This window comes from Bradyrhizobium sp. IC4059, from assembly GCF_020193615.1.
GTDB lineage: Bacteria > Pseudomonadota > Alphaproteobacteria > Rhizobiales > Xanthobacteraceae > Bradyrhizobium > Bradyrhizobium yuanmingense.
In genome coordinates, this window is the sequence record NZ_JADYVH010000026.1 from 1 (window position 1) to 15,733 (window position 15,733).

8 protein-coding genes and 5 pseudogenes are annotated in these 15,733 nt (G+C 58.2%); 3 read left to right on the forward strand and 10 right to left on the reverse strand.

Translation table 11 applies throughout. The annotated features are described in order from the left end of the window. Positions 1-1,260 precede the first annotated feature (1,260 nt). Positions 1,261-2,621: pseudogene (locus I6F12_RS36735) on the forward strand (IS5 family transposase). Positions 2,622-3,048: 427 nt separating this feature from the next. On the opposite strand, the gene I6F12_RS36745 reads toward I6F12_RS36735, so the two are convergent. Beyond that, positions 3,049-3,225 (reverse strand): hypothetical protein, encoded by a 177-nt coding sequence (locus tag I6F12_RS36745; protein WP_225158518.1) that lies wholly within the window; start codon positions 3,223-3,225, stop codon positions 3,049-3,051. Positions 3,226-3,671: 446 nt separating this feature from the next. Further along, positions 3,672-5,204, reverse strand: a complete 1,533-nt coding sequence (locus I6F12_RS36750) for a porin (protein WP_225158511.1) — start codon at positions 5,202-5,204, stop codon at positions 3,672-3,674. Positions 5,205-5,484: 280 nt separating this feature from the next. Here I6F12_RS36750 and I6F12_RS37555 point away from each other — a divergent pair, with 280 nt between their 5' ends. Continuing rightward, positions 5,485-6,153 carry a MarR family transcriptional regulator gene (locus I6F12_RS37555; RefSeq protein ID WP_225158512.1) on the forward strand — a complete coding sequence of 223 codons (669 nt, stop codon included), beginning with the start codon at positions 5,485-5,487 and terminating at the stop codon, positions 6,151-6,153. 112 nt (positions 6,154-6,265) lie between these two features. Here I6F12_RS37555 and I6F12_RS36760 read toward each other — a convergent pair whose 3' ends face one another. From I6F12_RS36760 to I6F12_RS37560, 5 genes and pseudogenes are all read right to left on the reverse strand, one after another. Then, positions 6,266-7,336 carry a S9 family peptidase gene (locus I6F12_RS36760; protein WP_225158513.1) on the reverse strand — a complete coding sequence of 357 codons (1,071 nt, stop codon included), beginning with the start codon at positions 7,334-7,336 and terminating at the stop codon, positions 6,266-6,268. Between the two features lie 334 nt (positions 7,337-7,670). Then, positions 7,671-9,449: an ABC transporter permease subunit gene (locus I6F12_RS36765; protein WP_225158514.1), complete on the reverse strand. Its 1,779-nt coding sequence runs from the start codon at positions 9,447-9,449 to the stop codon at positions 7,671-7,673. Positions 9,450-9,471: 22 nt separating this feature from the next. Continuing rightward, on the reverse strand, positions 9,472-10,521 hold the full coding sequence (locus I6F12_RS36770) for an ABC transporter ATP-binding protein (protein WP_225158516.1): 1,050 nt from the start codon (positions 10,519-10,521) through the stop codon (positions 9,472-9,474). 176 nt (positions 10,522-10,697) lie between these two features. Further along, positions 10,698-11,804 carry an ABC transporter substrate-binding protein gene (locus I6F12_RS36775; protein WP_225158515.1) on the reverse strand — a complete coding sequence of 369 codons (1,107 nt, stop codon included), beginning with the start codon at positions 11,802-11,804 and terminating at the stop codon, positions 10,698-10,700. Positions 11,805-11,999: 195 nt separating this feature from the next. Beyond that, positions 12,000-12,807 (reverse strand): annotated as a pseudogene (locus tag I6F12_RS37560) (CaiB/BaiF CoA-transferase family protein); the annotation flags it as partial. 1 nt (position 12,808) lies between these two features. Here I6F12_RS37560 and I6F12_RS36785 point away from each other — a divergent pair. Further along, positions 12,809-13,376, forward strand: a pseudogene (locus tag I6F12_RS36785) (ATP-binding protein); the annotation flags it as partial. A 60-nt stretch (positions 13,377-13,436) separates the two neighbouring features. Here the strand turns inward: I6F12_RS36785 and I6F12_RS36790 are convergent. From I6F12_RS36790 to I6F12_RS36800, 3 genes and pseudogenes are all read right to left on the reverse strand, one after another. Further along, complete coding sequence (locus tag I6F12_RS36790; protein WP_345944176.1) at positions 13,437-13,826, reverse strand: transposase; 390 nt, start codon at positions 13,824-13,826, stop codon at positions 13,437-13,439. 638 nt (positions 13,827-14,464) lie between these two features. Continuing rightward, a pseudogene (locus tag I6F12_RS36795) lies at positions 14,465-15,183 on the reverse strand (IS66 family transposase); the annotation flags it as partial. Positions 15,184-15,295: 112 nt separating this feature from the next. Further along, positions 15,296-15,733 (reverse strand): annotated as a pseudogene (locus tag I6F12_RS36800) (hypothetical protein); the annotation flags it as partial.

Here is a 15,733-nt window from a genome sequence, read left to right on the forward strand (position 1 = left end):
GCGGGATCTGGCGCTGCTATGCCGAGGGCTCCGCGCCAGCTCCCGTCGCTACCACCGCCCAACCGGGCAAATCCAACAACCGGAGCCAACTCAGGATTGGATAAAACTTGGGGGCAAGGTCAGCCCGAGGCGTCTTGATCGCGAGGGTTACGACCTGCCTAACAACTTCGGGCGAGACACTCTCACCGGTGAAATGACGCACGCTATATCGCGCTCCAACGAACTTTGCGTAATCGAAGTTTGTGGCCTGCTCGACTCCACTTCGAGTCAACGTGACCGATCCGCCCGGCAGCATTCGACCGTTCACTTCGGCTACGATAGTGCGCAGCTGCTTCTCGAACTGAGCGGGAACAGGAAATCCGCGTACGTCGTGATAAAGGACATATGCCGCCAGGCATCCCCGAGCACCTTGTGTGGCGAAGCCCGGGTGCCCGCTCCGCTCCAAAACGCAGATACCAGCCATCGCTCTCCGAACCCCGCGTGCGGCTCCTCCACCGCGAGTCCCTTTTCGAGGGCAGGATATGCCGACGTTAGGAAGGATTCCACTTCAACCGGATGCGGATTGATGTCCCGCGTGCTCGAGTACTTAAAAGATCTCTCTAGATCGTAGTCGTAGTTAGACTTCGTCTCCTTGTAGTCTGCCGTCGGGACAAACCGGCTAGCTCGGATCTCATCAAGAGCATCTGACGCGGACATTACTCATCTTCTCCTAGCGCTCTGCGATCCCACCACTTTACACACCGTACGACCGTTTTTATTTGGTTTAGTTCGCTCGCGATGAAAGTTTGCGTGAGACGCGGTTTGTTGCCATTTCGAGCGGCTATCTCTCAGAGCTGCAATGGTACTGACCAGTAGATTCTGGGACAAGTTCGCTTGGGCTGCAGCATAGACAATTGCTCGCCTATGCTCAGCCCGGACATTGCTTTCTGCGTCCGTTTATCGCAAAAACAAGCAAGGAATGCGCCTAGCGCCCACCAAACCAATTGTCGACCAGGCATTAAACTTGAGCAGCTTCACCAGGAAAGGCTCTCGACCCGGAGTTATTCTCTCTCGATGCTAGGGCCTTTATTACTTAGCGATGCACTTGGTTCGACCTGCAAATAGTCGGCCCTTAAAAGCGGCGAAGTGACTGATCTGGAATCGCAAATCCTGCGGACAGGGCGGTTTTGCGATTGCAAGGTTTTGATGCTTGGGGCATCGGAAGCGTACAGTTCATTTTCAGGATTCCATCGAATCGCCCGTCCTCGCACAGAGATGGCGATGCGACCGAAGAAGCCCAAAGCGACGGGATCGGGCGATCTGTTCCGGGCCAGGCTGGACCAGATCATCAACATGAAGCACGAGCTGGTTCAGCTCGCCGGCAGGGTCGATTGGGACTGGATCGACGGCGAGATCGCGCCGCTCTACATCGAGAATGGTCGGCCCGGGGATTGCGACCCGTTTCATGATCGGGCTGCTGCTCAAGCACATTTACGGCCTGTCCGATGAGGGGATGTGCGAGCGCTGGGTCCAAGACCCGTATTTCCAGTACTTCACCAGCGAAGAGTTCTTCCAGCACGTCTTCCGGCACGAGCTCTCGGACCTGAGCCACTGGCGCAAGCGGCTCGGCGACAGCTGGAGCTGCTGTTGGCCGAGAGCCTGCGGGTGGCGCACCAGGCCGGCGCGTTGCGCAGCCAGGATCTCAAGCGGGTTACGACCGACACCACGTGCAGCCAAAGGCCATCACCTTCCCGACCGATGCCAAGCTGCTGCACGCGGCGATCAAGGGGCTCAATCGCCTGAGGAGGACGCACGGGGTCAAGCTGCGGCCGTCCTATCTTCCTATTGCCAAGACCGCGACGATGATGGCGCGGCGCTATGCCCATGCCAAGCAATTCAAGCGGCATCAGCGGCAGCTACGCATCCTGCGCAGCCAGCTCGGCCGGATCATCCGCGATATCCGCCGCAAGATCGAAGGTCATGCTGTGCTCAAGAACGCGTTCGCCCTCCCGCTCAGCCGGGCCTCGCAGATCCGCTCGCAGCAGCAGCGCCAGCGCGGCTGGAAGCTGTATTCTCTCCATGCTCCGGAGGTCGAGTGCATCGGCAAGGGCAAGGCAGCCGCGCCTTACGAGTTCGGTGTCAAAGCTTCCATCGTCACCAACAACCGCCGTGCTCCCGGCGGTCTGTTGGTGCTGCAGGCCAGGGCGCTACCCGATACCCCGTACGACGGTCACACCTTGCGGGGCGTCATCGACCGCACCGAGACACTCACCGGCTGTGCGATCGAGCGGGCCTATGTCGACAAGGGATACCGCGGCCCGCGCCGTGTCTTCATCTCCGGCCAGAAGCGCGGGGTCGTCGGTGTCATCAAGGGCGAGCTGCGCCGCCGCTCTGCCATCGAACCCATCATCGGACACCTGACGGCCGATGGTCACCTCGGCGCGCTGCTACCTCAAGGCCGCGCCGGCGATGCGGCCAACGTCATATTCTCCGCCGTCGGTCACAACTTCCGCCGTGTCCTCGCCTGGCTGAGGGCTCTTTGGTGCCTGATCCTGACCACCCTCATCGCGGCCCCAGCGACCACTCACAGCTCAAACCGGTTTCTTAACGGAGGACCAAGTAGCTTAGCCGCGAATGGGTAGGCAGCAGCAGCCTTCTCGGCGAGCTCGGTTGTCTCCGCCTCCAGCCGCTCACGCAGGACGAGGCGGTTTATCATGCCGATGCGATAAGCCTCTTCGGCCGACAGGCGCCGCCCAGTTAACAAGAACTCGTGCGCCATGCGCAGACCCATGACCCAAGGATGGACGAGGACCTCGACGGCCGCGGTAGCGAGACTCTGACATACCGGATCAGCAAAAAAGGCGCCGTTAGAAGCCACAACCATGTCGCACATGTTGTGCGACCATGAATCCGCCCGCGACACAAGCCCCTTGAACCGAGGTGATCGTTGGCTTGGGACAACCCCAAATTCGAAGCGCATAGTCGAAGTAGCGCTTCTCCTCATAGGCGTAGCGCTGCTCAACGGTAAAATTTTGCGCTTCCTTCAGATCATGGCCGGCTGAGAAGTGGTCACCTCTTCCCCGTGAATACGATGGCCCCAATCTCGTCGTCCAGAACTGCCTCGGTGAGCGCAGAATCCATCTCATCGAGAAGCTGGCAGCTTTCGGCATTGCGAACCTGTGGCCTGTTATGAAAAATCCAGGCGATATTTCCGCGCCGTTGAACTGCAACGGTTTCGAACTTCATACTGCTCCACCTACATCGAATTGCAAAAAAGATTGCCTCCGGCAATCGCAGAGTAGCGAGGTGATCCCGACGCCGGCGTAGTGCGCGCTGGTCACCTGGGGATTGTCACGACGGGTCCTTGCAGTTGTAGCAGCATTTCAATCAGCAATGATGCAACCGACCGTCGCTGGCCGCTTGAATTCTGCGAGCGGACTGCTTTTCTTCAAGATTTCAGCCGGAAGGATCACGCGCCGCGGCATAAGCTCATTAGAAAGAACAGCATGAGTCGGAGATCAAACATCCGGGGCTCGCCAGTGGCGGGGGCTTGGCTGAAAGTATTCGCCCCAAAAGTTCGCGCATAGCCCGCGAGTGCCGATCAAAGGCCTCCGGCGGGCATGCCGGAGGCCTTCTTGGAGGTTAACCTAGATCGATAGAGCCACTTCTCCTTTGCTGGTTCGATAGAAGACTTAGAAGTTACGCTGCGCGCGGAACATCACCTGCAGGCTGCTCTGATCCTTCAGCTCGTAGGTAGCCGCCGGCTTGGCAATGCCAGCTTGTACCGGCAAGGCGACCGTGCTTCCGCTCGCATATTTCTGGTCAAGCATCGTGTAGGCGAGCTCGGATGAGAACGTCAGATTCTTAACGGGATTCCAGCGCGTCGCCACGCCAACAACCGAGTAGTTGAAGTCGGGATTGCAACCAGCAAGGCCGCTCGATAACGCGAGCGTCGCAACGAACGCGCCGCAGATATATCCCTTCGCCGTGCCGTTGTAACGCACGGCACCAAAGCCACCGAAGATGGCACTGTTCCAGTACGGGCTCCAATTGTGAGTGTAAGCACCATTGAAACCGTATGTCGTCGTCAATTGCTGGCCGGCGCCTGTCACGAATACGGAATCAGAGACGCCTCCTAGACCAACGCTCTGGTAAGCCCCTCCGAGCCCCGTGCCGTGGTAGATGGCATAAGTGAACGGAGTGTATGACTGGAAGTTGTAAATGCTGGCACCGTTCGTGTAGACACCCTGGACGTTGATGGTATCACCGGCACCGGTCGGAATATTCTTGATGGACAACGCAAGCTGGCCAGCCCAACCCCACTTATCCCCCGGATGGCCAGTCGTTTCGTCGACGCCATAATACCCAGCGTGATTGTCATGCGCAGCGACCGATACCTGGAACAAGCCCCAAGCCTGGTCTACGCGCAGCATGGCTACGAGGTCGGGAGAGCGCGAGCCGCCGATATCGCCTGCACCATACGTGCCGGTGGCAAGACCCGCAGCGGTCGCACCACTGACGTTCCAGATGTTAGTCGTGCGGCTAACCTGATCCTCGGCCGAGAATGAAGCCGTGATGCCCTGGCCGAAGTCAGCGGTATAGGCGAACTGGTTGACAGCTTCCCAGCCCCCGCCGCCAGGCATGCCGTCGAAAGAGTTGCCGGGATAGTTGGTCCAGGGCGAGGAGAACTGCGACTGCGCTCTGCCGAAGGTGAAGCCAGCAAACTGCATAAAGGCGTAGTACACGGAGAGCGAACCACCAGACACCATGCCGCTGCCACTGCCGGCCGGATTGCTTCCGTTGTAGGCGGTCGCGCCATTGATCAGGTTGCTCCCCGCGCCGCCATATCCGCCTGCGGTCCAGGTGAAAGCCAACTCAGCGTACGTGCGAAGGATGCCATACTCGGTCGCGGTGCGGGTATCGGTACTAAAGTCGAACCGAGATTGCGCCGTATAGTAGTTGCTGAGGCGATTGTGCGCGCCACCGAGGCCGCTGGCCGCCGCACCCCAGACGCTGTTCGTTCCCAGCTGGGTCGAAGCACGCACGTAACCACCGAGCTTGATGCACGTGTCGGTGCCGGGAATGTAATAGAAGCCTGCGCCATAGAGCGAGCAGATTTTCACGTACTCGATTGCCTTGGCCTTGACGGGAAGATCCGCCGCCTGAGCCCCGGCGCCAGCGAACATTGCGGCCGAACCGAGGATAAAGCTCTTCATCAATTTCATTGTTGAACCTCCAAGTTGGAAACGTCGTTTCCGTCCTTCAAAGATCCGCCGCGGCTAGCCTCACCTACTGGGCGGGTGCTTGACGGACGACGTCGAGGCGCCCCCTCTCCGTCAGCCCAAGGTCTAGTACGCTGCTAAAGTTACTGCAATTAATTAATTCGATCAATCAATATTTCAGGGCTTACTGTGACATTTATGCGACAAATCTCTCCCCGGAATGCAATTCGTTAGGTATTTTCGCTAAAGAGCCAATCCCGGAGGCTCTCCCTGGAGATTTTATGTGACCGCTGAAAGAGACTCTCCTCGAACGATCCAAACGGATGATGCCATAATTACTTGCATATATCAATTGATTATTTACATGGCGTCCATGCCTCGAAGAGGCTTTCGGGGGCGACTGAACCCAGATACCAAGGAAATGTCGCAGCGGCTTATCGGGCGTCGCTGGGTTTGCGGAACAAAGAACATGGCTGAAAAACCAACAATAGACAGGGCCATCAGGGATTTCATCTGGAACGTTGTCGAGATCCATTCCCAAATCGAGGAAATACATAAGAGCTGGGCAGAGCTACTTGGCATGACCGAGCCGCAGTGGCTGATCCTCATGGCTATCGACGAACTCGACCAAGGTCGCGGTGTCTCGGGGATAGCAATTGCAAACAAACTCCGAATCCATCCCGCGTTCGTTACCAACCAAACGAAAAAGCTAGAGGCGATGGTGTTTTTGGCGCGCGAGCCGTCGCCGGATGATGCAAGGTTCGTTCAAATGTCCCTGACTGAGAAGGCTCGAGCAGAAATCTCAAAGCTGTCAACTAAGAGGGAGGCCCTCAACTCAGCGCTGTTGGAAGGGTTGGACGAGGCGTCACTGGACTACCTCAACAAGCGGCTAGCATCGATCGCTAAGAATAGCCGATTGGCATCGCAAAAGCTGAGTATTGGCGCAATGTAGGCCTGAATGGATGAGTGCCGCAGCAGCCCGCCTTCTAATAATTTGGTCTCTTGGCCAGGATCGTGAGCTCCACCGCACCAATACCTGAAGCCGCATTGCAAGGCTTCTCTGTCTAGCCGACGACCCGTTCTAAAGTTGGATCACGCGCGAGCCTCTGCTCCAGCCATCTGAAGATGCGCTCGTCCGAGGTAACGAAGTTATCAACTCCCTCGCCCTGGCCTCCTCGAATGAGTTGCGGCATGACTAAGTCCACGTCGATGCGCGCTGCCATGCAAACAGCCTGTAGTTTGATGGCCTCGGACACGCTGACGACCCCGCGCCCGCCGGCTACCACGAGCATTGGACAGTTCAACCGTCGAGCCAGGCGTGAGCGATACGCCGATATCATGTCCTTATCTGTGTCATCAGCGGTAGGCGTCATCCAGCCGATAGAACTTAGAGAGCGCGTCCAATTCCAGATCCCACCATCACAAACCGCCGCAGCAATGCGACGATCGTATGCGGCGAGATCAGTAGCTAAAGCCGCCGACAAACCGTCTCCATAAACGCCGATCCAACTACTATCAACGTCAGCCCGAGCCGACAAATGATCCAGACAATGAGATAGTAGGATCTCGGATTCGCCACGTGCGCGATTTGCAATGTCGTGGTGGGAGACAACCAAGACGGACATTTCCCGACCAATAATCACGGGCAAAAGCCTGCCGAGAAGGATCGCTCCTGTTTCTTCTTCGCTGCTGATGCAAATGACTGCGGGCGCGCGTGAAGTGGGAGAACGGGCACGCAAATAGTAGGCCAATACCTCACCTAGATCGCCGCAGGCGATCTCAACGATCTCCACCTCATGGCCGGAGGACAATCCGATCCTCTGAAGGCCAGCTTCGACTTTGGCGGAAACGTCTGCGCTTCGTGTATCTTCGCTGGGCAACAGTCGCCGGGCAACTTCGAACGCAGTTAGAGCACACAGCCAAGCCTCCGTGGCTTTGTCGAACTCTTTGTTGTTTAGGTCGAGGTCAGCGAAACGGCAATAAGCCTCTCCGGTCTTGGCCCATGTATCGACCCAACGCTGCCCGACCGGTTGGGCGCAGTCATCCGCCTGCAGTAGACTGTCCAGAAACGCCGAAGCGCTCTGTCGTGCGGACGCAAGGCCGCCCCTCACATGAGGCCAAGCACCAAAGTCCATCGATTTGCCCCACGGTGAAGATTCCTACCCCTTCGCATGGCATGCGCCCGTCATTCAGCTGGTCCTGCGAAGATCGACTTATTGTTCGAGAGCCGCTTCTCAGCGATCGCGTTATCTTCATCTCTTTGTGATAGTCTACCGAAAGCGAAACGATAATAAGGAAGCGTTGAACCTTGAATTCTGTGTCCTAAGCCGGCCGAACGATTTTTTTATACGCCAGACCGTCCGGCTTGAAAAAGCGAGAATGCGATCAGGGCACCCGTTAACTGCCCACGAGCGTCTGAACGCCGATCACGTGCGCGCACCCCAAGCACATCAGCTAAGCTGCGGGCTTTTACGTAGCGGTCTCCAGGAGTGCGCCAGCCGCTTTCGGCCTTGACCGCCACCACGTAACGTACAAAACGATCAGCCAAGCCACAGGCAGAAGCACGAGCATCGATGCCACTGCGGCGATCGTCGGATCGATCTCATGGCGAATATTTTCCCACATCTTCAAAGGCAGCGTACGGATCGAGAATCCGCTGACCAGGGACGTTTTCACGACTTCATCGAAAGAGTGAAGGAAAGCGAACAGGGCACCGGCGATAATGCCCGGCCGCACCAGCGGGAGCGTCACTCTCATGAAGGTTTGAAACGGATTGGCCCGCATACTTTTCGCCGCCAGCTCCAAGCGGCGGTCGAAGTTTGCCAGAGTCGCCGAGACGATCACGACGACATAGGCCGTCGCACCGATGCTGTGCGTCAGGATGATGCCAGACCTCGTGCCTATGAGTCCAAATTTGAGCAGTCCGAGATAAGCTGCAATGGCGACAATGATGCTTGGAATGGTGATCGGGGTGAGGATCGCCATCGTAAGAATGCTGCGTACTCGAGGAACGGTGCGGTTGAGGCCATAAGCTGCGAGCGTGCCGACGCTAGTCGATAGAAAGGAAACCGCAACAGCCATCTGAATGCTGGTCCAGGTCGCTTCTGTCCAGGAGGGTGTGTTGAAGAAGGACCGGTACCATTGAAGCGAAAGAGATGATGGGGGGAACTGCAGCGAAGGCCCGCCGCTAAACGACATGACAATCACCACAACGCTCGGAAACAGCAGGTAAAACATCACAAGTGCAACAAAGGCCGTGCCGACCAGTTTCCACGAGCTGCTGTCACTTGCGGCTTGATACAGCATCGCGGCCCAGCGTTTCGCCCGATAACGACCGGAAAGCTCATTGAGATGGTGCATTGGGGAGCCGAATGAGCGCCACCGGTTGCGTCGAGACTTCCATACCGGTTTTGGCGCTTGGCCGTGCGTACCGGACAGATCCAGCCCAAAAATTGCGAGCATAATCCCGGCCAGTCCCAGGAGAATGAATGAGGAGGCGGCAATGCGCGCTAGATCAAACGAGTTATCAACTTGACCCGCGATGAAAGTTGACAGCATGGCGTCGCCCAATCCGCCTAGCGCGGCTGGCGTTATATAGAAGCCAAGGCAGAGAACGAAGACCAGCAACGAGCCGCTGCGGACGCCGGGCAAGCTAAGCGGGAAAAACACGCGCCGGAAGGCGGCGAAAGGCCGTGCGCCCATACTTTGGGCTGCCGCTGGGAGCGACTTGTCAATGCCCAGCATGACACTTACCAAGGGCAGAACCATGACTGGGAGCATGATGTGGACCATGCCGATGTAGACGGCCGCGCGATTGTAGATGAGCGGTATGGGGCTAGAGATGAGCCCAAGATCGAGCAGGAAGTTATTGATGAGGCCTCGATCGCCAAGGATTACTATCCAGGCGTAAGTGCGCACCAGAAAACTGGTGAGATATGGGATAACGACAAGCACCAGAAGCGCCATGCGTACGCGCTTCGAGGCGGCTGCAATTAGATATGCCGTGGGATATCCTACAATGACGCAAATCGCTGTAGCAACGAGGCTTACCTCAAGCGTTTGCCAGAGCACGCGGACATTCGCGGCATGGCTGAAAAAGGCCTTGTAGTTGATAAGCGAGACGGTCGGCACATTTAGGCTGGTCAGAAATAGCAGAACGGCCGGTACTCCAAAAACAGCGAGCAGAATGGCCAAAGCGGGAAAGGTAAGCCCAATGGATGCCCGACCAAGCTTATGAAGAGTGTTCATCAGTCCTGTCCTGTGTGGCGGGCTAGGCAGCAACAAAGCGCACATCGGAACGAAGCCATTCGAGTCGCGCCTCCTCGCCCGGTTGCAGGGCCTGTTGACCTGCCGCGACGTGCTCGCGCACGACAAGAAGGGTGCTGCCGACGCGCACGTGGTATTTGCGCAGCGGGCCCGCATAGATCATATTTTCCACGATCCCGATGACGGACTGGCGCAGATCCGCATCGATCCGCTTTGGCGCATCGAGTGGAGCGGCGCAGATCCGCTCCGGTCGAATCATGGCAACCGTGTCGCACGGTTGCGTGACCTCGGATTCGATCACGAAGCTAGGGTTCTCAAGGATGTTCGCCTCGCCCAAGAACTTTGCCACGAACCGCGTTGCAGGGCGGTCATAGATTGCCTCCGGCGTGTCGATCTGTTCGATCTCGCCGGCGCGCATGACAACGATGCGATCGGACAGCGTGAGTGCTTCGTCCTGGTCGTGGGTCACGCAGACGGTGGTGATACCGAATTCCTTGTGCAGGCTTTTGATTTCACCCTGCATCTGTTCGCGCAGGTTGCGATCCAGTGCACCGAGAGGCTCATCGAGCAGAAGAATTGGGGGATCAGCTATCAGCGCGCGAGCGAGCGCAACGCGTTGTTGCTGACCTCCGCTCAGTTGCGACGGCATACGGTCCTCCATACCATCAAGATGCACGCGCGCGAGAATTCGCTCCACACGCGTCATCCTCTCGGCAGCTTTCATGCCACGCATTTCGAGCGGAAACTCAAGATTGCGACGCACGTTGAGGTGCGGAAAAAGTGCATAGCTTTGGAAGACAATGCCCTGATCGCGCCGGTAAGACGGAACGGCACCGACGGATTTTCCAGCGATGAGAATATCACCCTGGTTGGGTGCCTGGAAGCCAGCGAGCAGCATCAGGGTCGTTGTCTTACCGGACCCGCTTGGACCAAGTATGGTCAGGAATTCCCCGCGAGAAACGCTCAACGATAGGTCCTTGACTGCAGCAACTGGCCCGTAGGTCTTGGTGACGTTCCGAAACTCGATTTGTGCGGGAGTCACGTTTTTCTCCATCGCTTCATTACCGGCAATGGCGGCGAAGCTATTGTCAGGCTCATTGATGGAACGATCAACACGCTCTTCGAGAGGTGAAGACAAAAGCTCCGACATGACGTCTCCTTCAACACACGAAAATGCCAGGCGACCGACGTAAACGGTCGCCGTGGCATGGGGCTTCAAGGCTTTCAGGATCAGCCAAGAATCCACTCGTTCCAGCGCTCGCGGAGCCGATCGGAATTGGTCTTTCCATCCGCCCCTTTTTTACTATACCACCGCCCATTCATTACAATGCCAGTGGTCAAGTAGTCGGGATGGCTGGGGAGTTTACGCGCCAACTCGTCCGGCAGGAGCTTGAACGCGTTTCGATTCGTAGGGCCTTCCGGCCAGAGGCGAGCCAAGGCAGCTTGGCGCTCCCCACGAGTCGCAAACTCGATGAATTTTTGTGCCTTCTCAGCATTCGGGCCGCCCTTGGGAATGATCCAACTATCCCACTGCAGCTTGGACTGCTTGCGGTTCATTTCCATAGGCGCACCTCGGGAAATCACCACACCCGTTCGCCCGCTATAGGATTGCATGAGGTCGGCTGCCTTGTCCGTCATAATCTGCTGAATCTCGGAGCCGACGGTCCACCATTTTCGAATATGCGGTTTGATCTTGTCCAAACTGGCGAAGATCCGGTCGATGTCCATTGGATAGATCTTGTCGGGAGCCACGCCATCCGCCAACAGCGCTTCTTCCCAAGGGCCCTCGCCACCGCCCCGGCCGGAGACCATTGACCGGACGCCAGGGAATTTTTTGACGTCCCAGAATTCCGCCCACGTAGCCGGCCGCGGCTTGTCCGCAGGGAATCTCTCGGTGTTGTAAACCATGACGTAGGAAAAGATCAGCTGCCCCACCCCAAAAGGGTGCTTGGCGAATTCAAAAAGACCGTCCAGCTCCTCCTTCTTGAACTTCGAATAATCAATCGGTTCGAGAAGGCCTTTTTCGCTGCCGATGATCGTAGAACCTTGGGTGATGGGAGCAATGTCGACGGTCACAGCTTTTGAATTCACCATGAGTTCAAGCTGCGCGAAGGTAATCTGGTCGGTGATGGGGGTCACCTTGATTCCCATCTCCGCTTTGAATGGCTTTACGAACGCCTCGATGTAGGCCTTTGCGATGTCGCCACCGTAGACCATGACTCGCAGCTCATCCGAATTCGCTGCCAGTGCACCGCCAGGTGTGGAATTCATCGCCGCCGCCAAGATGGCGGAGGAGCCCGCCTGCAGGATGCGTCTGCGGTTCATCAAAAAGCTCATGATTTCACCCCCATAGCTGGATTGCGATTGCGTGATGTTCGGCGGTATTTATCTTTTGCAAGAACTCTAACTTGCTCCAAAGCCGCTTTTCTTCGATCTCAGGGCCAATTCAGCTCGAATCTTGCGCCGATGTGCACGAATGCGACGTTTTCGAGCCTGTAATTGGAAGCGGAGGGATAGGGCGATCACTTTAGGCTAAATTGCCCCGATCAGCTTCAGCTGCGTAATCTTTTCCTCATCATAGGCAAGCTTGTCGTCCAATACCTCTTGCGTATTCTCGCCGAGCAGTGGCGGGGCACGGTATTCGGTGATCGGTGTCTCCGAGAGGGTCAGTGCATTGCGGATCAAGGACAGCTCAGGTGCGAACTTGTGCTTCACGGTCACCCGCATACCCCGCTCGACGACGTGCGGATCGGCGAACAGCTGGTCAAAATCGTTGACCGGACCACAGGGCACGCCGTCCTTTTCGAGCTTGTCCAACCAATGCGCGACGGTGTTTTTCAATAGAAAACCAGCAAAGATCGCCATGATTTTCTTGCTGGTGAACGCGATCGATGTTCTTGAGGAATTTCGGATTGGTAGCGAGCTCGGGTGCCTCAAGAGCTGCGCAGGTCCGGGCGAACTGACCGTCGTTGCCGACCAGCAGCATCAGCTCACCGTCTGCACAGCGAAACACGCCCAAAGGCAGGCTACCATTTCCCCGGGTGCCGCGCCGGGGCGGACTCTTCCCGTTAACGAGGTAGATCTGGAGATAGTGGCTGAGGGAGGCGATCACGGTGTCGAGCAGGCAGACGTCAATGTGCTGCCCTGGCCCACCATTGACGTTGCGGTGATAGAGGGCCGACAGGATACCGTTCGACGTGTTCATGTCGGTCATGTAGTCGACGATGGAAGGACCGACCTTCATCGGCCCCGCGCCGGGTTCGCCGTCCGTATGGCCGGTGACGCTCATTAAGCCACCCATAGCCTGGAAGATCGCATCATAACCCGCCCGCGGCGCGTAGATCGCCGCGTTGCGCCAGAATGCTTGCGTCGAAGACGTTGATCTGCGTACCCCGCGTGGCATCGATCGCGCCGTTTTCGCCAAGCTCGTCGAAGGCCGCTGGATCGATCGCCACGAGAACTTGCTCATCACCGGCGCCACCGGCCTGGGCAAAAGTTGGTTAGCCTGTGCCCTCGGCCACAAGGCCTGCCGCGACAATCGCTCCGTCCTCTATCATCGCGTCCCGAGGCTCTTCGAAGCCCTCGCGCTCGCTCGGGGGACGGACGCTACCCCCGGCTCCTCAAAAGTCTCGGCCGCGCTCAGCTGTTGATCTTGGACGATTGGGACTTGTCCGTGCTCACTGCCGCCGAACGCCGCGACCTGCTCGAGATCCTCGAGGACCGCATGGCCGCGCATCAATCGTCACAAGTCAGCTCCCCGTGGACACCTGGCATGGAGCCATCGGGGACCCCACGGTCGCCGACGCCATTCTCGATCACCTCGTCCATAACGCCCACCGCCTCCAGCTCTCCGGTGAAAGCATGCGAAAACGCAGCGCCAAAACCATCGCCCTTGACGGGCAGCCGTAACCCTGACTCTATCTCCCCATCGGCCGTAGCGGGCTGCTCACGATCGTCTGAATTCAGTGCTCACGATCGTCCGAAATCGACGCTCACGATCCGTGAAATTCGCACCCTGGCAGCGAACTCGATCTCGATCGACCCACCGCTGCTGGCCGGCGCGATTGGACAAGGCGTCGGCCCTGATTCCGCGCCCACCACTGCAGGTATTAAGCCAGGCTGGGCGGCATCCTTCGGCTCCGGCCGAAACCAGCGTCGCCATCTCAGCAGCAATGAGCGCGAAACGCCATACGGCCGCGCTGTTGCCGCGACCTGGCGGGGCGGCTGTAGGCTCTCCAGGACGATCTTCAGCTTCTCATCCTCGGACCAGCGCCGCCGCCGGCCAGTGTCCACCACCGCAAGCCGTTCGACTTGGGCTCTGCGCCTATCACTGTCAATAAGGACAGCTCTGAACAACACGCCTCATTCCGCAACGCGGCCTTCACCGGACGGATACGCACCAACTCGGCGAACCAAGTCACCAGCTCGATGGACGGCTCGTCCACTCCAACCGTAGAGGCCCATCGCATCATCCTCAAGCAAGATTCACGCCAGGAAGGGAGTGTTGCCGCCGATGGTGAAGAGGTGCTCTTTACTCCGGTAGCCCACACCCGGCGTCGTCCAGCAGTGCGCTCACTTATGAAGCTTGGCCAGATATTGGACCTCCTGCCTGTGGCATAGGAGTAGGCGAAATAATCGAGGCGCCCCGCTCGGTGCCAGCCTTATATGGCCCAGCTCGGGGAAATACACGTTCTCAACGAAATAGTTGCCGCTCTTGTCTACCTCAATCGCGAAGACGATCCGGTCTTCGTGCTAATCACCTTGCGCCCGCTGTCGCAAATGGAACAAGTGGGAGCGCATTGCTGACGGCCCTCGACGTAATTTGCTCGCCGGTGAGGCGTGGGCACGAGCAAGCGGAATGAGCGACCAAGCTCAGCACGGTCAAGCACAGGCCAGCCACCGTGTCGCATCTCCACTACTGACCCGTTCTCGGTGCTGAGGGCTACTCGAAGGTCCCCCGCCTGCAACAGTGGATCGTAAGCGGCAAGCTGCGGCCCTCACACGGCGTGGTTCCATGGCATGAGCGCGTCGATTTCGCTGCTCGGCCAGCCGTTGGCGATAAGCTGAAGCGTTAGGCTGAGCCAGGCGAACTGATCGACGTTGTTCATTTTCGCCGTCTGCATCAGTGTTGCGATGGTCGCCCAGGTTCGTCCGCCGCCGTCGCTGCGCGCAAACAGGCTATTCTTTCTTGTAATTGTCTGCGGTCTGATGGCGCGCTCGACGATGTTGGAGTCGAGCTCGATGCGACCATAGAGCAGGCATCGTTCGAAGATCGCACGGCGCCAGACGGCATAGCGGATCGCCTCGGCCAGTTTTGATTTGCCGGAGATCCGCCGCAAGGTCTGCTGCCAGAGATCGAAGAGATCTGCGACGACAGCCGCGGAGGCCAGGCGTCGGGGCTTTAGCCGCGCACGGTCTTCTCGACGTGCCAGAGCCTCGCCATCCGCTCGAGCGTCGCCGCTGCCATTTCAGAGCTCTCTGCAACATGCAGCTCGTAGAACTTGCGCCGGCTGTGTGACCAGCAGCCGGCCAATGTGATGCCATCATTGCCGCGATCGGATCGCGCGAGCTTGTTATAGGCGGCGTAGGCATCCACTTGCAGGATGCCGCGATAGCCATTGAGATGCCGGACCGCGCATTCGCCGGCGCGGCTGTCTTCGAAGCGATACGCCACCATCGGGGGACCGCTGCGGCCAAACGTTCGGTCATCCTTGGCGCCCCATCGAACGGATCTGAGCCGGCATCGCGCACAAGCGCAACAAGGCCATCGATCCCCTCGCGGAAGTCGACCGGATAGCTGGCGAGGAACACCTTCACACCAGAGGGGATCATGCCGATCGAGCCGCCCGGATCACCCGCTGTAAGTGTGCCTCATCGACATCCCCGCTGGCGCGCACGACCACCTTGCCCATGTAAATCTCGATCACTGACATGCACGCCACCGCGGCTTCGCAACTCGAAGCCCGGGACGGGTAAATTCGTTCGGCCCGAGCATCGACGCCAGGCGAAGTGCTGCGACGGGTGAAGCCGATGCGATGGGCGATCCCCGATACACTCGCACCGGGCTCCAGCGCCTCCTGGCGAAGTTGTCGCGGGGCGCCCTCAAGACGCTCGGCGACCGCTTCGATCATATGGAAGGTGACCTTGCCCCACGGGCTTAATCCAGTTTGAAGTTCGCTCTGGCCCACGACAAGGACCAGAGCATGAAGCGCAGCCGCTTTTCGGACGAGCAGATCATCGGGATTTTGAAGGAGCATGAGGCCGGC

Bases quoted from the DNA above. Each gene is read 5' to 3' on its own strand.
- I6F12_RS36760 (WP_225158513.1), bottom strand. From the start codon at position 7,336: ATGGACTTTGGTGCTTGGCCTCATGTGAGGGGCGGCCTTGCGTCCGCA.
- I6F12_RS36775 (WP_225158515.1), bottom strand. From the start codon at position 11,804: ATGAGCTTTTTGATGAACCGCAGACGCATCCTGCAGGCGGGCTCCTCC.
- I6F12_RS36770 (WP_225158516.1), bottom strand. From the start codon at position 10,521: ATGGAGAAAAACGTGACTCCCGCACAAATCGAGTTTCGGAACGTCACC.
- I6F12_RS36750 (WP_225158511.1), bottom strand. From the start codon at position 5,204: ATGAAATTGATGAAGAGCTTTATCCTCGGTTCGGCCGCAATGTTCGCT.
- I6F12_RS36745 (WP_225158518.1), bottom strand. From the start codon at position 3,225: ATGAAGTTCGAAACCGTTGCAGTTCAACGGCGCGGAAATATCGCCTGG.
- I6F12_RS36765 (WP_225158514.1), bottom strand. From the start codon at position 9,449: ATGAACACTCTTCATAAGCTTGGTCGGGCATCCATTGGGCTTACCTTT.